The following is an 18,605-nucleotide window of genomic DNA, read 5'->3' on the forward strand; positions in this document are numbered from 1 at the left end:
TCTATTTAATAAATTCGCTAGTAATATTTTTAATTTGTTTTTTAATTGTTCTTTTTGAAATAACTCTAAGTAAAACTTCCAATATAAAACACAAAATAAAAGAAAATATCAGATAAACAATTATATTTTTATCGGTTTTGTAATTGTAAATCATTGTAAGAACAGCTATTCCAAACATAGAAAACATTGCAAAAAAGACGAAAATTTTGTTTGCATCTGTTTTTTTAATAATAAAAAGATGACCTAAATGAACGAATCCTTGAATTAATAAAACACTTAAAGCGGCTACTGTAGTAATTTCACCTAAATTAAAAAACAGAATCATTGGTATGATAAAAGAGGCACTTATAATTAATCCTTCATTGGAATTAAATATGTTATATTCATAGATTTTAGGAAGTTCACCTTTTTTTGCAAGTGTATAAGAAATTTCTGCGGTTGAATAAAGTGTGGCATTGATAGCACTTGCTGTAGAAATTAGTGCAGCAACTGCCATAATTTTAAATCCTAAATTTCCAAAAATTGGTTTAGCTGCTTCAGCAAGTGCGTAATCTTTGGCGTTTATTACTTCATTTAATGGAAGATTACCAAGGACGGCGATACTTGTAGCTACATACAATGTCATTACAATTAAAATAGCCAAAAACATAGCTTTTAGCATTGTCTTTTTAGGATTTTCCATATCTTCTATAGTATTTGTAATAACACTAAATCCCTGATATGCAAAAAAAGTAAGCCCTATCGCAAAAAACATATTTGAAATAGGAGGCATTTCTTTGATACTTAAATATTCCGGGTTTATAAAAAAAAGAGCTGTTAAAGTAAATATTGTAAGAATCGTAAGTTTTAAAATAACAATAATATTTTCGGATTTAGCGACAATACTCGCACCTATAAGATTTATAATAGTAAATAGTGCTACTATTCCAACTGCAAAAGTGTTTATAATAAATTTAGAGTCATATCCAAAAAGTCTTGCCCCATATTCTCCAAAACTTTTAGCTACTGCGGCAAGCGCAATTAATTGTGCAAAATAAAACATTATACTTAAAGAACCTGAAAAAATATTTTCTTTATATTCTTGAGTAATATATTCTATTATTCCTCCTCTGCTTGGAAAACGAATTGCAAGTTTTGCAAGTGAATATCCGCTAAGAAGTGCTGCTATACCGCCTAATATAAAAGAAAGCCATACTATGTTACCTGCTATACTTCCTGCTTGGCCTATAACAATAAATATACCAGCACCCACCATTGATCCAATTCCAAGCATTGCGGCACTAAATGTATTAAATGCTTTCATAAAGAGCCTTTTAATTATTACTATAAGTATTAAACAAGCTTAAGATACCCCATATACATAAGACCTGCTAAAATCCCGCCGAATATGCCGGCTAAAATGTCATCACCCATAACGCCAAGGCCTCCTGGGGCTTTTTTATCGATTTTACTGATAATGGAAGGTTTCCATATGTCAAAAAGCCTGAATGCTAAAAATGCCAAAATAATTTTTATTAATGTATCTTCTTTTAGATGCCCAAATAGTCCTATAGCTATAAAAATACCTGCAAATTCGTCTATAACGATTCTTTTGTCATCGTGAATGCCGCCTTTACTTTCATAATCGTTTACGAGTTTATATCCGACTACGCTGAAAAATATAGCTAAGAGCCAAATCGTAGTAACCGGATTAGGCAGGTAAACTATTATAAAATAAGCCATAATACTTGCAGCCAGACTTCCCCACGTTCCCGGTGCTTTTGGTAATAAACCGCTAAAAAATCCGGTTAACAAAAACCAGTTGAATTTATTGTAATTTTCCATTCTCAATTCTCCGTTTTTTATTTTTTCAATTCACTATAAATCATTAACTATAAACTATTGGCTATTTACCATTAACTAATATACCAGTAAACTAAGTAAGCGAACTTGTCTGATAAAGCTTCATAAGTGAAATGTAAAAATCTTCTTCTTTGTTTTTTTCAATAAGTCCTTTATTCGGTGATATATCATAATATAGTTTTTGAAGGTTTGCGAATCTGTCCGGATACATTTTTGCTAAAAATTTAGCGCTTATCTCTTTTCTCATCAAAATTGTCGGAGGCATTAGACCTGTTTTTAAAAGCTCAAATATCGAATCGCTGTGATAACTGATATGATGATGGCTTCCGTGAGGGCAGGAATTTACGCTCACAATCGTTTTACACTGGTCGCAATATACGTATTCGTTGATTGTTTCTATCTCTATATCCAAGTCCATTGAATCAAATATACTTTTTAAATGATTTGCTTCATAGTGGATTCCAAGCCCTTTGTGTGTTTGTCCCATGATAAATTTGTTACATCCGAAATTTTTTGCAATCATGGCATCAAGAATAGCTTCATTTACACCTGAAAAAATATATGTGTTTAAAAGAGGCACTATTATTATTTTGTCTTTAGGAAAATAATTGTCAACTACATATGAAAGAGCTTCGTATCTTAATTCGTAAGGAACTTCTTCGTTTTGCATGTTTTTAATTAAAAACACTATTAGCATATCATTTTTTTCAATTGCGCTTCTCATTATTTTTTCATGCACTCTGTGTATAGGTTTTGCGTGCATTGTCATTCCGACAACATTATCTAAATTTTTTATTTTTTCTTTTATTAAATCGATTTTTTTCTTAATACCAGTGTCTTCTACCCAAAAATTACCTGCTATTGCGTATTTACCAAGTCTTTTTAATGTTTTAGCAACTTGAGGATAGTTTTTTGAATCTTTCGTGCCGTAAATTATTTCGACTCTTTTTAAAGGATCTATTTCATATATTTCTTCAACTTCAACTTCACCTACTTTTTGATGATCGCAGTAAAGTTCAATTTTTTTAGGGTTGGTTTTTAAAATTTCTTCATTTTTTTTACCAGAAGGTGCCAAAATGAAAGAAAAAGGGACCGGTTTGTTTTTGTATTTTTTTTGATTGTCAGCCGTTTGGGCCTCTTTTTTGTTCATTAATTTATCAATTGGATTTAAAAGTCCAGCTTGGACCATTGCTAATGTTATATATGCCTCTTTGTCTATAAATATTTTATTTTTGTTTAAAGATGCCATACTTTTTCCTTTTTTCCCATAAACTTTTCCTACTGATTCCTAATCTTTTACTAAGTTCTGTGTCAGGTAGTTTGTGTTGGTGGTTTAAGATTATAAATTTTATGTAATCTTCAATTGAAAGAATTTCATCGTCTAAAAAGCTTTTTTTTGATATTTCAATTTCAAGCATATTGTAATGAGGATAGTTGTTTTCAAACTCTTTAGGAACTATTATAATGGTGTTATATTTTGAGAGAATATTTATTATTTCCGGGTTGTCGTAAAATTTTTTGGCATAATAGATAATGTTTTTGTTTTTTAATTCTTTGGGGTTTAAATTCTGTAAATCGATTAGTTTTATATCGCACATATTTTCTTTTGCGTGGTTAAAAACGAGTTTGTCTATTGCTTTTGGAAAATTGGTTTTTATAAATAACGGGAAATTTAATTCATACTCTTTGTCTAATTCAATATCTTCTAATATGTTTTCGATGAAATGTTCCATTTTTGAAGTTTTGTTTTTAAGTGAGTAATATTCTTTTAAATGAACGATTTTTCTAATAAGCTCTTCAATTGAAAAAGGTTTTTGCAAATAATCGTCCGCACCCATTTGAATAGGCTGGGTTACACTTGTGTATGTAACATAAGGTGCTAAAAGTATAATTATTTTTTCTTTTTTTGCATCTATAAGTTTCTCAATGTTTCCTTTAAGGTTTGTATTTACAATGTATACTTCCCCGTCTGTTTCTATTGCTTCGTCATATGAAGCGTAGATTTCACATTTTGCGTTTAATTTTTCGCTCAAGTTGTTTTGAATGCTTTGAGCTAAATATAATTCGTTTTCAACGATTATAATTTTCATGCCAGTCCTTGTATTTTAATGTTGCTGTTGATATTACCGCAATTCCTTCCCCCCGTCCTATAAATCCCATTTTTTCGTTTGTAGTTGCTTTAATATTCACTTGTGCGTTTAATAATCTGCATAAGTTTCTTTGAATTTTTGTTTTGTAGTTTTTCAATCTCGGTTTTTCGGCTATTATGGAAATATCGGCATTTATAATTTCATGTCCCGTATATGTTAAGGTGTTTATAGTTTCTATTAAAAGTTCAATACTTGATATGTTTTTGTATTTTTCGTCGTTATCAGGGAAAAATTCGCCTATATCACCAAATCCGGCAGCCCCCAATAGGGCGTCAATAAGGCTGTGTATTACGACATCTCCGTCGCTGTGGGCTTTAAGTCCGTAATCCGATTCTATTTCAATACCGCCAAGCACCATTTTTTTATTATTTTCAAACGTATGCGTGTCATATCCGTTTCCGACTAAAATATCTTTTAAAGGGGGTGTTAAACAAGGAAGGTTTAAATCTTTAAAATATGTGATTTTTATGCTTTCCTCACTACCTTCTATATACTTAATGTCACCGCCTATTGCTTCGATGGCGGCTCTTTCATCTGTAAAAAGCTTTTCTGTATCAAGGGCTTTTTTAAGAATTTCGGTGCGGCTTAGCTGAGGTGTCTGGATAAGTTTTACGTCTTCTCTGTTGATTGTTTTATTTTGATAAACGATGGTATCTACCGGTTTTAAATACGGAACCGTGCAATCGGCGGGGTTTGAGAGTAAGTTTTCTATAATTTTTTTAGGAATACAAGCTCTTGCTACGTCCGTTACCATTACATATTCCGTATTTACGAATTCAAGCGCGTTTTTTAATGAAAGCTGTCTTTCGCTTGCACCTGAAACAATTGTGTAATCGCATAATTTTTCATATAATCTTACATCGTTTTTATTTGCAGTTATAATTGTGTTTTTAAAGCTGTGGTATTGATTTAACCTGTCTGATACGAAAAGCCATAAAGGTTTGTTTCCGACTCTTAACCATTGTTTTTTTACTGGATAATTGAATCTGGTGGAATTTCCGGCGCTTAAAACTATTAAAGTTACATCCAAGCTGTTTCCTTTGGTAAAAGTGTTACGAAATTATACATAAAAATGTTACAAATTGTAAAATTAATATAAGGTAGATAATGAAAAAATTTTATTTGTTTTTTTATATATTACTAATTTTTTTGGGTTGTGGGGGAGGTAATGGTAATAATATTTTAAATAATGAATCAAATGCAACTATTTATTTATATGAATTAGAATATTTGAATATATTGAGAAATAAAGCTGGTATGATTAAATTTAAACCTCAACAAAATTTAATAAACGCATCTAAAAATCACGCTTATTATTTGTATATTAATAAAACAACTGGACATGAAGAGGATGAGAATAAAGATGGATTTACAGGTCAATGGCCATCAGATCGTGCAGTTTATACTGGTTTTTTAAGTAAGGACATATCCGAAAATGTATCAGTTGGTCAAATAAACTTTATTGAATCAATTGATGAACTTTTTTCAGCTATTTATCATAGATTCGGTTTTTTGACTTTCTCAAAAGATTTAATAGGAATAGGAATAGAAAGTAGAAGGTATGTTTATGATATGGGCAATTCAAATTTGAATAAATTATGTTCACATCAAAATGATGTTAGTGGTTCATATTATATGAATGTATGTGCTGATGATGATATCGTAATTGATGCAGATGATTATGATAATGCAGTCAAAATGATAATGAAAAATAACCCTGATATTATAGTTTGGCCTTATAAGAATGCAATCAATATCTTACCCGTTTTTTATAATGAATCACCTGATCCTTTGCCTGATTATAATGTAAGTGGATATCCGATAAGTATTCAATTTAATAAATATTATTTTACCAATGAAATTAATTTAACTACATTTAAACTTTATGACAATAATGGTGATGAAATAACAAATATTAGAATTTTGGATAAAGATAGTGATCCTAATAATAAATTTAATGAATATGAATTTGCACTTTTCCCTTTAGATAGGCTTGAATGGAATGAGACATATAATGTGAAGGTAACTTATAAATATGAAGGAAATGAGTATAATTTATCGTGGAGTTTTAAAACAAAAGTATTACCATTTCCTTATTTCAGGATTACAACAGATGATGAAACGATTTATATAGAAAGTGATAAAACATACGGATATTATTTTGTTCCAAGTGATGGGAATGATTTAATTAGAAGTTACAGATATTCACATCCATCGAATGTAAGCGTAAAAAGTGGTTTTATAGATTATAACACATTATGGATCAAAGTTATCGGTAATAGCGGCGATAAAGTTGATTTTGATTTTGATAATGGAAATAAACTCATATTAATTATAAAATAATTAAGCTAATTTTAAGGAAAATTAGGTAAATTCCGAGCAAATATATCTTAAAGGGAATAAATGAGAAGTGAATGGATTAAAAAAAGAATGAATGATAAAACCAGAACTCAGATGTATTACGCCAAAAAAGGCATTATAACTGAAGAGATGGAGTATGTTGCAAAAGTTGAAAACCTCGATCCTGAACTTGTAAGAAGTGAAGTGGCAAGAGGAAGACTTATTATTCCTGCAAACATAAACCATAAACATTTAAAACCGATGGCGATAGGTAGAGTTAGCAAAACAAAAGTAAATTCAAACATCGGTGCAAGCGCTCTTGCGAGTGATATTGAAGAGGAAGTTAGAAAACTTCAAACTTCCGTAAGATACGGAGCCGACACGGTAATGGATTTAAGTGCTGGGGCTAAAAACATGGATGAGATTAGAGAAGCTATTATTGCGGCAAGCCCGGTTCCTATCGGAACGGTTCCTATGTATCAGATTATAGACGAAATAGGCGATGTATTGGAACTAACATATGATGATATACTTAGAGTTCTTGAAAAACAGGCTAAGCAGGGTGTTAGTTATTTCACAATCCATGCGGGGCTTCTATTAAGACATATGCCAGAAATCGCAAAAAGAAAAATGGGAATAGTAAGCCGAGGTGGTAGCCTTACAGCAAGTTGGATGTTAAAACATCATAAAGAAAATCCTTTTTATACGATATTTGATGATATTTTAGATATTTGTAAAGAGTATGACGTTTCACTTTCACTTGGTGACAGCCTAAGACCCGGATGTCTTTATGATGCAAGTGATAAAGCACAGCTTGAAGAGCTAAAAGTTTTAGGTGAGCTGACTTTAAGAGCGTGGGATAAAGACGTTCAGGTAATGATAGAAGGTCCTGGACACGTGCCTATTAATGAGATTGAAAGAAACGTAAGGTTAGAGCAAATTTACTGCCATGAAGCGCCTTTTTATGTATTAGGACCGCTGGTTCTGGATATCGGTGCCGGATATGATCATATAGGAAGTGCGATCGGTGCGGCAATGGCTGCTTGGTATGGGGTAAGTATGCTATGCTACGTAACGCCGAAAGAACATCTCGGACTTCCAAACGAAGAGGACGTAAGAGAAGGTATGCTTGCATATAAAATCGCCGCACATTCAGCTGATATTGCAAGAAAAATACCAGGTGCAAGGGATGTTGACGATGAAATGAGTGATGCAAGATATAAATTTGACTGGAAAAAACAATTCGAATTGGCACTTGACCCTGAAAGAGCAAAAGAATACCACGACGAGACGCTTCCTCAGGAAGTTTTTAAAGAAGCGGAATTCTGCTCTATGTGCGGACCGAAATTCTGTAGTTACAAAGTAACGCAGGATGCTATGGAGAATTTTGACTGGGATGAATTTAAAAAAGAAGCAGAAGAGAAAATGAAATCTGAGGTTAATAATTGATATAAGTTATTGACAAAAACAAAAAAAAGTATTATAAACCAGAAAAACTTAATCTAAGGAGTTAAAGTGAAAGATAAAATTAAAGAGATGTTGCAAAACGTAATTTACCCTGGGTTTAAAAAATCAGTGGTGGATTTCGGTTTTGTAAAAGATATTGAAGTTAGCGAAGACGGAAAACAGGCGATTATTACATATCAGATTCCATCAACTGATGATGAAGTGGCACAAAAATTAAACGACAGCACAATAGATACATTAAGAGCCGGGGGAATTGAAGCAAGCGTAAATATTATAAGACCTAAAAAACCAAGAGAAACAAGTAGCCGTGGTGTAAATAAAATGCCCGGTGTAAAATCTTTCGTAATGGTTTCTTCCGGAAAAGGTGGGGTAGGTAAAACTACAACCGCGGTAAACTTAGCTTTAGCACTTGCTAAAGAAGGTAAAAAAGTAGGAATACTTGACGGGGATATTTACGGACCAAATGTAGCCAGAATGCTTGGTATGCAGGATAGAAAACCGGAAGTAGTAGGAAATAAGGTTAAACCTTTTGAAAATTACGGGGTTAAATTTATATCAATGGCAAACTTGCTTCCGGAAGGTAAGGCGCTCATGTGGAGAGGCGCTATGCTTGTAAAAGCGCTTCAGCAGTTTATGGAAGACGTAGAGTGGGGTGAGCTTGATATACTTGTAATTGATATGCCTCCGGGGACGGGTGACGCTCAAATGACTATGGCCCAGCAGGTTCCGGTAACAGCTGGTGTAGCTGTAACAACGCCTCAAACGGTGGCTGTAGATGATGCAAAAAGAAGTTTTGATATGTTTAAACAGCTTCATATTCCAATTGCGGGTGTGATTGAAAATATGAGCGGGTTTATTTGTCCTAACTGCGGTGTTGAATATGACATATTCGGAAAAGGTGCAGCCGCAACTCTTGCAAAAGAATACGACACTAAAGTTTTAGCTCAAATTCCGATTGAACCTGAAATAAGAGAAGGTGGTGATGCCGGAAAACCTATAGTGGTAAACAGACCGGATAGCGAAAGCGCAAAAAGATTTGCAAAAGCCGCAAGGGAAGTGATTGAGTTTATTGATTATGTTCTTGCGGAAGATCTATCAGGAAATGAAATGATCCAGCCGATTTACGGGGTAAACGGCACGCCAAGCGCGTGTAGTATGCAATGATTAAGAGCAACTAGCCGGAACTTTTCCGGCTAATACTCCTTTTAAAAACTCTTTTAAATCGTTTAGTCTTCCTTTTTTGATAATTTTTTCCAAACCTTTAATTGCAATGAATTGTTTTTGCTCTTTTAATATTTCAATAAGTTTTTTTCCATTATCTGCAAATAGCTTGTCTAAATCTTCGTTTGTTTTGGCACCTATGATCTTTACAAAATCTGTAACTTTGATTTGTGATGGTTTAAGTATATATTTAGTGTAATATTTATATCCTTGATTATAATCGCCTTTTTTTTCAAAAAGTTCGCTTGTTGCGAATGTTTGCTCTACTTTGTATGTTTTTAACGTAATGCTTTTTGGTGTTTTATATACCCGCATTATAATTATAGATTCATCGTTTTGGTTTAAATCTTTAATAATTTGAGGAAGGACGTTTTCATTAAATTCTTTTTTTATAATTGCTTCAGGCGATGATGCAAAAAGAAATACAAAACCGCTTAATAGTAGAAATTTTTTGACCATTTTAACCCCCTTTTTTTTAATTATACCTAAGTTTTAATTAAAAACCAGACTTTTAAGTGTTGAATTGGTATATTCATCAGGGTTTGGAATTTGTTTTTGGTATTTAAAAGAAGTGTTTTGGGTTATTAGTTTTATTAAATCTTCTTTGGAAATTTTCGGCGAGTTGATACACGCTAAAAGTTGGGTGTTCTTATGAGATAACAGGGGAAGCTTTTTAATTATTTTTATATAATCTTTGGAAGCTATGAAACTTCCTTTTTGATGTGTCGGCGGGTCGATTATGATTATGTCGTAGGGGGCTTGTTTTTTGAGTTTAGGAAATGCTTTTAAAATGTTATAAGGCCAAAATGAGATGTTTTTTATTTCAAGCCCGTTTATCTGATGGTTTGCCATTCCGGTTGAAAGGATGGATTTATTCATATCCACGTTTGCGATGTATTCGGCGCCTCCTCTTCTTGCAAACAGAGAAAATCCGCAGGTGTATGCAAAGAGATTAAGAATTTTTTTATCTTTGGCTATTGTTTCAATATATTTGCGTGAATTTTTCATATCACCGAAATAGCCGATGTTTTGGTTTTTGAAATTGAGTTTAAATTTCATGCCGTTTTCTGTTGCGTAATACTCTTTAGGAATTTCACCTAAAAGGGCAAACGTTTCATTGTTAAAGCGTTTTTTTACAATTATTGTGTTGTGGCGTGAGTTTTTTGCGAATTCTTTTAAAATGTTTAGAATTTCTTTTTCATTTTCAGTATCTTCGTAAAACTGCACAAAAAGTATTTCGTTTATGCTGTCGATTGTAAGGAATTTAAATTTTTCTTCACCCCTGCCGTGGTATAAGCGTTTAAATTCTTCGGAATCTATATAATTTTCCGTTATTTTTTCTATTAAATATTTCAAAAGACACCTTTATTTAATTCCAAGCGAAATTATTTTTCCAAGGGCTTCTTTTACATCCGTATCAATCCTTTTCCATTCGCCTATTTTTTTGATTTCATCCACTTCTTTGTCTTTATCTAGCATAATCACATATCCGGATGTCGGGTTTGGTGCGGTTGGCACGAAAGCTATGAATCTGTCGTTTTCTTCTTTTGTTAAAAAGGCGTATGTTTTATAATTTGCAAACATTATTTCAACCACCCCCAGGTAGTTTCTTTCGTTTGAGAACATTTTAAGCAGTTCGTTGAAGAAATTGTATATGCTTTTTATAAAGGGAAGTTTTGAAAAAATTTTTTCTGATATGTAGATAATAATGCTTTTTTGTTTTTTAGTGACGATATAGCCGATGTATGTTATTAAAAGAATAATGACGATTAACAAAATAGCCGTATATAAGGTGCTGTTTATCCGTGCGTAAAAAAGATGTATCAGTTTTATAACGAGATTTACCAGATAACTAATCACCCAGATCGTAAAAACAAAAGGTAAAATAGCAAAAATACCTTTTAAAAAATAGTTAAATATTTTTTTCATTACAGGCCTTTTTGAAATTGTAACATTTTAGATAAAATTATATAAAAAAGGCACTTAATGCAAAGACTTCTCTCTCTTAAAGCTTCAGCCGGAAGCGGTAAAACTTTTTCTTTGGCGCTGAGGTATCTTGCGCTTCTTTTTAGGGGTGTGAATCCAAGCTCTATTTTGGCTGTTACATTTACCAATAAAGCCGCCAATGAAATGAAAGAGAGGGTTATAAAATTTTTAAATCTGCTTGAAAAAGATAAAGAGCTTTTGGAAATATTAAGTGAAACATCCGGAATTGACAAAAGAGAAATTTTAAACAAAAAAGATTTTATACTCAAAGAGTTTCTTACAAGCGATATACATATAACCACGATTGACGCATTTATCCAAAAAATAATAAGAAAATTCGGTTATTACGTAGGTGTCGATTCTGATTTTGACATAAAGAGTGATAATCTTGAGAATATTTTTGAACTTTTGATTGAAAGTCTGGATAATAAGGAGTTTAATTCTTTAATAGAATTTGCAAAAATCGAAAACAAAAAGTCAAAGAGCATTACGGAACTTTTTGAAATGCTTTATGAAAAGGAAAAAGAGCTTTCAAAATGGACAATGGACAATGGACAATGGAAAATTGATCCGGTTTTAAAAGAGATTGAAGAGATAAAATCGAAGTTTATTCTTGCAACGCAGGAGTGTGCACAGATAAACAACTTTTTTAAAAAAGACCCTTTTGAGATGCTGAAAGTCAAAACAATTCCTTCGTTTTTGGAAAACGGGACTCTTGCAAAGGTGAGAGGATTTAAAAAATGCTATGAAGAGTGGATGGACGGCGAGTTTGAAAGGCTTGTAGATCTAATCAAAAAACTTTTGATATTAAAAGAGCGGTTTGTTTTGGGAGCGTTGTTTTCCCTTTATGAAAAATATAAAAACATCAAACATAAAATTAAACAAAAAGAAAATTACCTCGATTTTAAGGATATTGAGCATAAGGTATATGAACTGCTTGTTGAAGACGAACTAAACCGCGATTTTTTGTATTTCAGGCTTGATAGTAGGATTGAACATATTTTGATAGACGAATTTCAGGATACCTCTGTTACGCAGTGGAAAATATTTGCACCTCTTGTGGATGAGATAAAATCAGGTGAGGGGGTAAGGGATTTTAAAAGTTTTTTTTACGTTGGTGATACCAAGCAAGCGATTTACCGCTTCAGGGGCGGCAGTAGCGAGCTTTTTGATTATGTTTATGAACAGCTAAAGCCATTTGGGATGGTGCAAAAAGAACTTCCGAAAAATTACCGCTCAAAAAAGGTGATAGTTGATTTTGTAAACAGGCTTTTTAACCTGAATCAGGAAGCTAATGTTGATGGAGGGTATGTTGAGGTAAAAGAGGGTGATTTGTTTGAAAACCTTGAAAACACTCTCAAATTTATGTTTGAAAGAGGTGTTAGGGATAAGGATATTGCCGTTTTGGTTTATACAAACGACGATATTTTGAAAGTTGCCCAGTTTATAAAAGAAAAATTCCAAAGAGACGTGGTCACCGCAACAAGGGCAAAAGTTAAAAACCAGCCTTTTGCAAAAGCGCTTATTGATATTCTCAAATACACTTATTATATGCTTGAAGGTAAAAAGGCTGAAATTTATAAGCTTAATTTCTTAAGCGTTATAGGCAAACCTTACACGTCGGAGCCTTTTTACGTTCCTGTGAAAAAACCTGCCGAGATGGTAAGGGATTTGATGTTTGAATATAATTTAATAGACGAATCATCTCTAAAACTTCTTGAACATACTTTAAAATATAAAGATTTGTATGATTTCGTATCTTCAATTGACGAGTTTGAAGACGAACTTCCTTTAAGTGAGTTTGACGGGATAACAATAATGACCGTTCATAAAAGCAAAGGGCTTGAATTTGAAAATGTGATCGTAATGGAGAAGCTGGGGCGGGATAACAGCAGAAGCAGCAATCTGCTTTTTGATTATGACGGAATTGAACTTAAGGATATAAAATACAATATTGCGGGGCGTGAAACTTTAGATTCCGAGTATGCTAAAGTAAAGTCAAAGGAAAAAGAGCTTGAATATAAAGATAAAAGAAACGTAGAGTATGTGGCGTTTACGAGAGCCGTAAATTCGCTGTTTATTCTTAAGAAAGAAAAATCTTCGTTTGTAACTCCTTTGTCTGCTGAAAAAATAGGAAAGTTTGAGGTTGAAAAGAAAACCGAAACCGAAAAACAGACGGAAAAATTTTCTTTGACACTCAGACATCACGGACTTCAGGACGTTAAAAAAGAGAGTGAATATAAACCTAACGATTATGCGGCGATTTATTTTGGACTTGCCTTGCATTACGCTTTTGAGATAGAGGAATTTGACGCGGTATTGAACAAATTCGGAATATACACGGATGTAAGAAAAGCTTATGGTATGTATGAAAAAGCCAAAAACAAGCTTGATAATTTTAAAGGAAAAAAGTTTAAGGAAATTCCTTTTGTGTATAACGAAGAAGAAGGAATAATCGATTTAATGATAGAAAACGAAGAAGAAATAATAATAATCGATTACAAATCAAAAAAACCGGAAGATGAAAGCAGATATATTAAACAGGTAGAACATTATAAAAATGTTGCAAAAGAGCTTAAAAACAAAGAAGTTTCGGCATATCTGTTTTATGTTGACGAAGAAAAACTAAGAAAGGTTTAAAATGTGTATGCAGACAAATTTCGGATGCTGTCTGATAGACGGGGAAGTAATCAAAAGTAAAAGTGAAAAGTTAAAAGTGAAAAATAAAAAATTAAAATCTAAAGAAAAAAAGAAAATAAAAAAAGTAATCCATCAAAGCGAGGTCGGGTTTGAATAAGTTGCTTGTAAGTGCCTTGGAACCGAGTGCAAATTTGCATTTAAAATATATTTTAAATGAGTTAAAAGCAAAAAAAGAAAAATGTAATATCGTCGGTGTGTTTGATAAAAGTTTAGGTGAGCCTTTAATTGACGGGAATGAGTTTAACGTAATGGGATTTTTAGACGTTCTTCCCAAAATAAAACTTGCAAAGAAAGTTATCAACGAACTTGCCGAGCTTAGCAAAGAGTGTGACAAAGTGCTTTTGATTGACGCGCCTTCTTTTAATTTAAGACTTGCCAAAAAAATTAAAGAAATTAACCCCGGTATCGAAATAATTTATTACATTTTACCTAAAGTCTGGGCATGGAAAAAGGGCAGAATTAAAGACGTAAACAGATATGTTGATATTAAGGCGTATATTTTTCCGTTTGAACGTGAAATATGGAAAGACGGGATATATGTGGGAAACCCTCTTTTGGATGAGATTAAAACTTTTAGAGATGATAAACTTTACGGAAACATAGCTTTTTTACCCGGAAGCAGAAAAAGCGAAATTAAATCGTTAATGCCTGTGTTCAGAGAACTTATCAAACATCTGCCCGGAAAAAAAATATTGGCCGTGCCTGAAATTTACAAAGATAAAACCGGTGAAATTTACGGGGATGTAAGCGGTTTTGAAATTGTTTATAATGCTCATGAAGCTTTGTTAAAAAGTGATTTTGCTTATATCTGCAGCGGAACTGCCACGCTTGAAGCCGCACTTATAGGCACTCCGTTTGTTTTAATGTATAAAGCGAGGGAAATCGAATACATAATAGCTAAAATGTTTGTAAAACTTAATTATGTAGGATTGGCCAATATTATTTTTGAGCGTGAGGGGCTTGGGGAGTTTCATAAGGAATATTTGCAGGATTTTGATATTGAAGATTTAGTAAAGGATTTTAAAAAAAGCGATTTTAGCGAGTTTCAAAAAAAATCTAAAAAACTCAGAGAAATATTAAAACACGGAAGTGCCCAAAAAGTAGTTGAACTGATAAATTTTAAGTAGATAAATTGTAAAGTCGTAAAGTGGTGAAAGAAGGCTTTTTAATGATATAAATTTATTTTCCTTCACGACTTAACTACTTATCCACTTCACAACTTTTTAGATATAATTATCAAAAAATATACGATATAAAGGATAATAATGCATAAAGAACCTATGACGAAACACGGATACGAAAAATTAAGTAAAGAACTTGAATATTTAAAAACAAAAGCAAGACCTGAAGTTGCAAAAGAGATAGACAGCGCAAGGGAACTTGGCGATTTGAAAGAAAACGCGGAATATCATGCGGCAAAAGAAAAACAGGCGCATATAGAAAGAAGAATAGCGGAACTCAGTGATATTTTAAGCAGAGCGGTAGTGGTTGATCCGAGTGAGCACGCACACAACAGAGTTGCATTTGGAAGCACCGTTTATCTTATAGACGTGGATACTGATGAAGAAGAAAAATACACAATCGTAGGGGCACCTGAAGCGGATCCCGAAAAAGGTCTTATTTCATACCATTCACCGCTTGCAAAGGCACTTATCGGAAAAGAGGTCGGAGATGAGGTTGAAGTAAATCTTCCGGGTGGTGTTAAAGTTTACGAAATAGACAAAATATGTTTTGAAGACATATGCTTTTCATAAGCTAAAATTGAAAATGGAGAATGGAAAATGAAATTAAAGATAAAAAAATTATCTGATAAAGCACAAATTCCTGCTTATCAAACGAAGGAAGCGGCGGGGTTTGATTTGCACTCAATTGAAGATGTTGTAATTAATCCGGGGGAGAGAAGACTAATAGGCACTGGACTTGCGTTTGAGATAGAGTTTGGTTACGAAGTGCAGATAAGACCAAGAAGCGGACTGGCTTTCAAACACGGAATAACGGTTTTAAATACACCCGGAACCATTGACAGCGATTACAGGGGTGAGATAAAAGTTCTTTTGATTAACCACGGCAGTGAGCCTTTTGAAATTAAAGAAGGCGAAAGAATAGCCCAGGCTGTAATTGCACCGGTAATTCAGGCTGAAATTATTGAAGTTGGAGAACTTAGCGATACGGATAGGGGTGCGGGCGGTTTTGGAAGCACGGGTAAATAATTGAAAATGGACAATGGAAAATGGAGAATTAACAATGGGAAAAATTAGTGTTGCGATTGTAGGGGCCAGCGGATATACTGGGTTAGAGCTTATCAAAATTCTTTTAACCCATCCCCATTTTGAAATAAGTGCGCTTTTTGGAAGTGAAGGGGGTGAAAGAATAGAAGATATTTATCCCTCGCTCAAAGGTGTTTTTGAAGCGGAAATTAAAAAATCCGATGTTGAAAAGATTGCAAAATACGATCTTGTTTTTTTAGCCGTTCCTCACAAAACGGCTATGGCTTTGGTAAAAGAATTATACGGCAAAACAAAAATAGTTGATTTTTCCGCAGATTATAGACTTAATCAGAAAAATTATGAAGATTTTTACTGCCCTCATATTGATCCCGCAAATCTGGAAAACAGCGCATACGGACTACCGGAAATTTTCAGGGATTATGTTAAAAAATCAACTCTTGTCGCAAACCCCGGATGTTATCCGACAGCCACGATTTTGGCATTGTATCCGTTTATAGAATATATTGAGGATGGCGTTTTTGTAGATGCCAAAAGCGGTGTTAGCGGTGCCGGAAAGAAACTCAGTGCGACTACCCATTTTGTAAAAGACAACGAAAACTTTTTTGCATATAACCCTATAAAACACAGACATTCAGTGGAAATAAAAGAAAAAACGGGACTGAATGTTACGTTTGTCCCTCAGCTGCTTCCAATAACGCGTGGTATGCAGATAAGTATTTACGCTACACTGAAAAAAGATATAGAACCTCTTGAAATATTAAAACAGACATACAATAACGAACAATTTATAAGAATTTCAGATAGGCCCGTTGAGATTAAAAATGTAGCAGGCACGCATTACTGCGATATTTTTGCCGCTAAAAACCAAAATATGCTTTTTATAAATTCGGTAATAGACAATTTATTAAGAGGTGCTTCATCCCAGGCTATTGCAAACGCCAATTTGATGTTTGGGTTTGACGAAGGGCTGGGACTGCCTAAAATTGCATATGTGCCTTAAGAGTGAAAAGTGAAAAGTGAAAAATTAAAAATTAAAAAAATTGAATTAAAAGAAGGGGCAGCGGTAATTGCCGACGTGCACTATAAAAAAGATGATACGAAGTTTCTAGAGGTTTTAAAAGGATGGATTGAAAACCCGCCGCCCCAGGTGTTTTTACTGGGTGATATATTTCATCTTCTCTTGCCTTTTGACTATCTAATTTCTTATAACGAAAAAGCAATTAATCTTATAAATCAACTCTCTCAAAAAACGGAAGTTTATTATACACCTGGAAATCATGATTTTAATATCCAAAAAATTTTCCCAGATGTAACTTTTGCCGATGCTTTTGCGGATAAAAAAAAGAAAATTTTTTTAACCCATGGTGATTTAACGGATAATGATTTATTTTATAAAATTTACGTTAAGATAATTAGAAATATGGCTATTAATAATGTTTTGAATTGTTTAAGTTTGAATTTTATAAACGACTGGCTTTTTAAAAAAATATTAAGGAAAAAAATCGATTGCTCTAAAATCGAAAATTTTGAAAAAAAAATTAAAGAAAAAATAAAAACATTCGATTATGATATAATTATTGAAGGTCATTATCATCAAAACACAATATTACATTTTTATGACAAAGAATATATAAATCTACCGGCATTTGTTTGCACAAAAAGTTATATTTTAATACAATTAGATAAGAATCCGATAATAAAGGAAATTAAATATGATGGACGATAAAACACTTAAAGTTGGCTCAAACGAATTAGAACTTGTGGATTTCAGGCTTTATAAGAAAGAACCCAACGGCGGTATATACGAAGGTGTGTATGGAATAAACGTAGCAAAGGTAAGAGAAATAATTAAAATGCCAGAACTTACGGAACTTCCAGGAAGTGAAGATTATATAGAAGGTATATTTGATTTAAGGGGTGTAGTTGTTCCCGTTGTAGATCTGGCAAAATGGATGGGAATTGAAGTTCCGGATGAGAATGAGGCGCCAATTAAAAAAAGAGTTATTATTACCGAATTTAACAATATACTTATAGGTTTTATCGTTCATGACGCAAAAAGAATCAGACGTATAAGTTGGGCGGATATTGAACCTGCTCAGTTTGGCGTGGGACAGGGTAAACTTGACAGAAGTAAAATAACCGGAATTACAAGAATAGAAAACGGAGAAATTTTACTTATATTGGATTTGGAAAGTATTGTAGAAGAGATGGGCTTATTTGAAGCTAATCTTGAAGATGTGGATTTGGATAAAATAGAAAAATTCAGTGGAATGGTTTTACTTGTTGACGACTCAGCAACCGCGAGAAGAATAGAAAGAGAAGCCCTTGAAAAAATGGGATTTGAGGTTATAGAAGCTACAAACGGAGAAGAGGGACTTCAAAAATTGGAAGAACTTTATGCGGTGTATGGCGATAAACTAAAAGATAAATTAAAACTTATATTAAGTGATATAGAAATGCCTAAAATGGACGGGTATCATATGGCTGCTAAAATACATGCGGATGGAAGATTTAAAGAAATTCCTTTGGTATTCAGTTCTTCTATTTCCGATGCGTTTAGCGACATCAGAGGAAAAGCTGTTGGTGCGGAAGGATATCTCGTGAAATTTGATTCAAATAAATTCTATAAACAAATTGCGGATATTCTTCATAATAAAGAGAATAAATAATT

The 18,605-nt window shown here is 33.1% G+C and carries 19 protein-coding genes; 11 read left to right on the top strand and 8 right to left on the bottom strand.

Features of this window, described 5'->3' with window-relative positions; genetic code table 11:
• Position 1 precedes the first annotated feature (1 nt).
• The 5 genes from ACYQ19_RS05335 to ACYQ19_RS05355 form a co-directional block, all read right to left on the bottom strand.
• Positions 2–1,303 carry an APC family permease gene (locus ACYQ19_RS05335; RefSeq protein WP_459978398.1) on the bottom strand — a complete coding sequence of 434 codons (1,302 nt, stop codon included), beginning with the start codon at positions 1,301–1,303 and terminating at the stop codon, positions 2–4.
• 29 nt (positions 1,304–1,332) lie between these two features.
• A complete protein-coding gene (locus tag ACYQ19_RS05340; protein ID WP_459978399.1) occupies positions 1,333–1,824 on the bottom strand; it encodes a phosphatidylglycerophosphatase A family protein in 492 nt (163 codons plus the stop codon).
• A gap of 91 nt (positions 1,825–1,915) precedes the next feature.
• The gene (locus ACYQ19_RS05345) at positions 1,916–3,091 is read right to left on the bottom strand and encodes a sulfate adenylyltransferase (protein ID WP_459978400.1); all 1,176 of its coding nucleotides are present in this window, start codon (positions 3,089–3,091) and stop codon (positions 1,916–1,918) included.
• Complete coding sequence (locus ACYQ19_RS05350) at positions 3,069–3,932, bottom strand: DNA-binding transcriptional response regulator (protein ID WP_459978401.1); 864 nt, start codon at positions 3,930–3,932, stop codon at positions 3,069–3,071. The genes ACYQ19_RS05345 and ACYQ19_RS05350 overlap by 23 nt, the downstream gene beginning before the upstream one ends.
• A complete protein-coding gene (locus tag ACYQ19_RS05355; RefSeq protein ID WP_459978402.1) occupies positions 3,913–5,022 on the bottom strand; it encodes a bifunctional 2-C-methyl-D-erythritol 4-phosphate cytidylyltransferase/2-C-methyl-D-erythritol 2,4-cyclodiphosphate synthase in 1,110 nt (369 codons plus the stop codon). The genes ACYQ19_RS05350 and ACYQ19_RS05355 overlap by 20 nt, the downstream gene beginning before the upstream one ends.
• Positions 5,023–5,099: 77 nt before the next feature.
• Between ACYQ19_RS05355 and ACYQ19_RS05360 the strand changes: the two genes are divergently transcribed.
• The 3 genes from ACYQ19_RS05360 (at position 5,100) to ACYQ19_RS05370 (ending at position 8,963) form a co-directional block, all read left to right on the top strand.
• The gene (locus ACYQ19_RS05360) at positions 5,100–6,335 is read left to right on the top strand and encodes a CAP domain-containing protein (protein WP_459978403.1); all 1,236 of its coding nucleotides are present in this window, start codon (positions 5,100–5,102) and stop codon (positions 6,333–6,335) included.
• Positions 6,336–6,395: 60 nt separating this feature from the next.
• Complete coding sequence (gene thiC, locus ACYQ19_RS05365; RefSeq protein ID WP_459978404.1) at positions 6,396–7,781, top strand: phosphomethylpyrimidine synthase ThiC; 1,386 nt, start codon at positions 6,396–6,398, stop codon at positions 7,779–7,781.
• Between the two features lie 66 nt (positions 7,782–7,847).
• Entirely contained in the window at positions 7,848–8,963 is a 1,116-nt protein-coding gene (locus ACYQ19_RS05370) for an Mrp/NBP35 family ATP-binding protein (RefSeq protein WP_459978405.1), read from the top strand.
• Here ACYQ19_RS05370 and ACYQ19_RS05375 read toward each other — a convergent pair whose 3' ends face one another.
• Genes ACYQ19_RS05375 through ACYQ19_RS05385 form a run of 3 tightly spaced genes read right to left on the bottom strand, consistent with a single transcriptional unit; the run spans position 8,964 to position 10,949 of the window.
• The gene (locus ACYQ19_RS05375) at positions 8,964–9,479 is read right to left on the bottom strand and encodes a hypothetical protein (protein WP_459978406.1); all 516 of its coding nucleotides are present in this window, start codon (positions 9,477–9,479) and stop codon (positions 8,964–8,966) included.
• 33 nt (positions 9,480–9,512) lie between these two features.
• Positions 9,513–10,376 carry a class I SAM-dependent methyltransferase gene (locus ACYQ19_RS05380; protein WP_459978407.1) on the bottom strand — a complete coding sequence of 288 codons (864 nt, stop codon included), beginning with the start codon at positions 10,374–10,376 and terminating at the stop codon, positions 9,513–9,515.
• A gap of 9 nt (positions 10,377–10,385) precedes the next feature.
• The gene (locus ACYQ19_RS05385; RefSeq protein ID WP_459978408.1) at positions 10,386–10,949 is read right to left on the bottom strand and encodes a DUF502 domain-containing protein; all 564 of its coding nucleotides are present in this window, start codon (positions 10,947–10,949) and stop codon (positions 10,386–10,388) included.
• Between the two features lie 57 nt (positions 10,950–11,006).
• On the opposite strand from ACYQ19_RS05385, the gene ACYQ19_RS05390 reads away from it, so the two are divergent.
• The 8 genes from ACYQ19_RS05390 (at position 11,007) to ACYQ19_RS05425 (ending at position 18,603) form a co-directional block, all read left to right on the top strand.
• Positions 11,007–13,646: a RecB-like helicase gene (locus ACYQ19_RS05390; RefSeq protein ID WP_459978409.1), complete on the top strand. Its 2,640-nt coding sequence runs from the start codon at positions 11,007–11,009 to the stop codon at positions 13,644–13,646.
• Between the two features lies 1 nt (position 13,647).
• Positions 13,648–13,803 (top strand): lipid-A-disaccharide synthase, encoded by a 156-nt coding sequence (locus tag ACYQ19_RS05395; protein ID WP_459978410.1) that lies wholly within the window; start codon positions 13,648–13,650, stop codon positions 13,801–13,803.
• Positions 13,796–14,833, top strand: coding sequence for a lipid-A-disaccharide synthase (gene lpxB, locus ACYQ19_RS05400; RefSeq protein WP_459978411.1), 1,038 nt, complete (start codon positions 13,796–13,798; stop codon positions 14,831–14,833). The genes ACYQ19_RS05395 and lpxB overlap by 8 nt, the downstream gene beginning before the upstream one ends.
• Before the next feature lie 138 nt (positions 14,834–14,971).
• Positions 14,972–15,460: a transcription elongation factor GreA gene (gene greA / locus ACYQ19_RS05405; RefSeq protein WP_459978412.1), complete on the top strand. Its 489-nt coding sequence runs from the start codon at positions 14,972–14,974 to the stop codon at positions 15,458–15,460.
• 27 nt (positions 15,461–15,487) lie between these two features.
• On the top strand, positions 15,488–15,916 hold the full coding sequence (gene dut / locus ACYQ19_RS05410; RefSeq protein WP_459978413.1) for a dUTP diphosphatase: 429 nt from the start codon (positions 15,488–15,490) through the stop codon (positions 15,914–15,916).
• A 34-nt stretch (positions 15,917–15,950) separates the two neighbouring features.
• Positions 15,951–16,934 carry an N-acetyl-gamma-glutamyl-phosphate reductase gene (gene argC / locus ACYQ19_RS05415; RefSeq protein ID WP_459978414.1) on the top strand — a complete coding sequence of 328 codons (984 nt, stop codon included), beginning with the start codon at positions 15,951–15,953 and terminating at the stop codon, positions 16,932–16,934.
• Between the two features lie 9 nt (positions 16,935–16,943).
• A complete protein-coding gene (locus ACYQ19_RS05420; RefSeq protein ID WP_459978415.1) occupies positions 16,944–17,660 on the top strand; it encodes a UDP-2,3-diacylglucosamine diphosphatase in 717 nt (238 codons plus the stop codon).
• Positions 17,647–18,603: a chemotaxis protein gene (locus ACYQ19_RS05425; RefSeq protein WP_459978416.1), complete on the top strand. Its 957-nt coding sequence runs from the start codon at positions 17,647–17,649 to the stop codon at positions 18,601–18,603. Before ACYQ19_RS05420 ends, ACYQ19_RS05425 begins: the two co-directional genes overlap by 14 nt.
• Positions 18,604–18,605: the final 2 nt, after the last annotated feature.

This window comes from Nautilia lithotrophica, from assembly GCF_054656815.1.

What these genes read in the sequence shown, in the direction of transcription:
- ACYQ19_RS05335 (WP_459978398.1), bottom strand. Translation starts at nt 1,303, where the DNA reads ATGAAAGCATTTAATACATTTAGTGCCGCAATGCTTGGAATTGGATCA.
- ACYQ19_RS05360 (WP_459978403.1), top strand. Translation starts at nt 5,100, where the DNA reads ATGAAAAAATTTTATTTGTTTTTTTATATATTACTAATTTTTTTGGGT.
- ACYQ19_RS05340 (WP_459978399.1), bottom strand. Translation starts at nt 1,824, where the DNA reads ATGGAAAATTACAATAAATTCAACTGGTTTTTGTTAACCGGATTTTTT.
- dut (WP_459978413.1), top strand. Translation starts at nt 15,488, where the DNA reads ATGAAATTAAAGATAAAAAAATTATCTGATAAAGCACAAATTCCTGCT.
- ACYQ19_RS05395 (WP_459978410.1), top strand. Translation starts at nt 13,648, where the DNA reads ATGTGTATGCAGACAAATTTCGGATGCTGTCTGATAGACGGGGAAGTA.
- ACYQ19_RS05390 (WP_459978409.1), top strand. Translation starts at nt 11,007, where the DNA reads ATGCAAAGACTTCTCTCTCTTAAAGCTTCAGCCGGAAGCGGTAAAACT.
- ACYQ19_RS05345 (WP_459978400.1), bottom strand. Translation starts at nt 3,091, where the DNA reads ATGGCATCTTTAAACAAAAATAAAATATTTATAGACAAAGAGGCATAT.
- thiC (WP_459978404.1), top strand. Translation starts at nt 6,396, where the DNA reads ATGAGAAGTGAATGGATTAAAAAAAGAATGAATGATAAAACCAGAACT.
- ACYQ19_RS05375 (WP_459978406.1), bottom strand. Translation starts at nt 9,479, where the DNA reads ATGGTCAAAAAATTTCTACTATTAAGCGGTTTTGTATTTCTTTTTGCA.
- ACYQ19_RS05425 (WP_459978416.1), top strand. Translation starts at nt 17,647, where the DNA reads ATGATGGACGATAAAACACTTAAAGTTGGCTCAAACGAATTAGAACTT.
- ACYQ19_RS05385 (WP_459978408.1), bottom strand. Translation starts at nt 10,949, where the DNA reads ATGAAAAAAATATTTAACTATTTTTTAAAAGGTATTTTTGCTATTTTA.
- argC (WP_459978414.1), top strand. Translation starts at nt 15,951, where the DNA reads ATGGGAAAAATTAGTGTTGCGATTGTAGGGGCCAGCGGATATACTGGG.
- greA (WP_459978412.1), top strand. Translation starts at nt 14,972, where the DNA reads ATGCATAAAGAACCTATGACGAAACACGGATACGAAAAATTAAGTAAA.
- ACYQ19_RS05350 (WP_459978401.1), bottom strand. Translation starts at nt 3,932, where the DNA reads ATGAAAATTATAATCGTTGAAAACGAATTATATTTAGCTCAAAGCATT.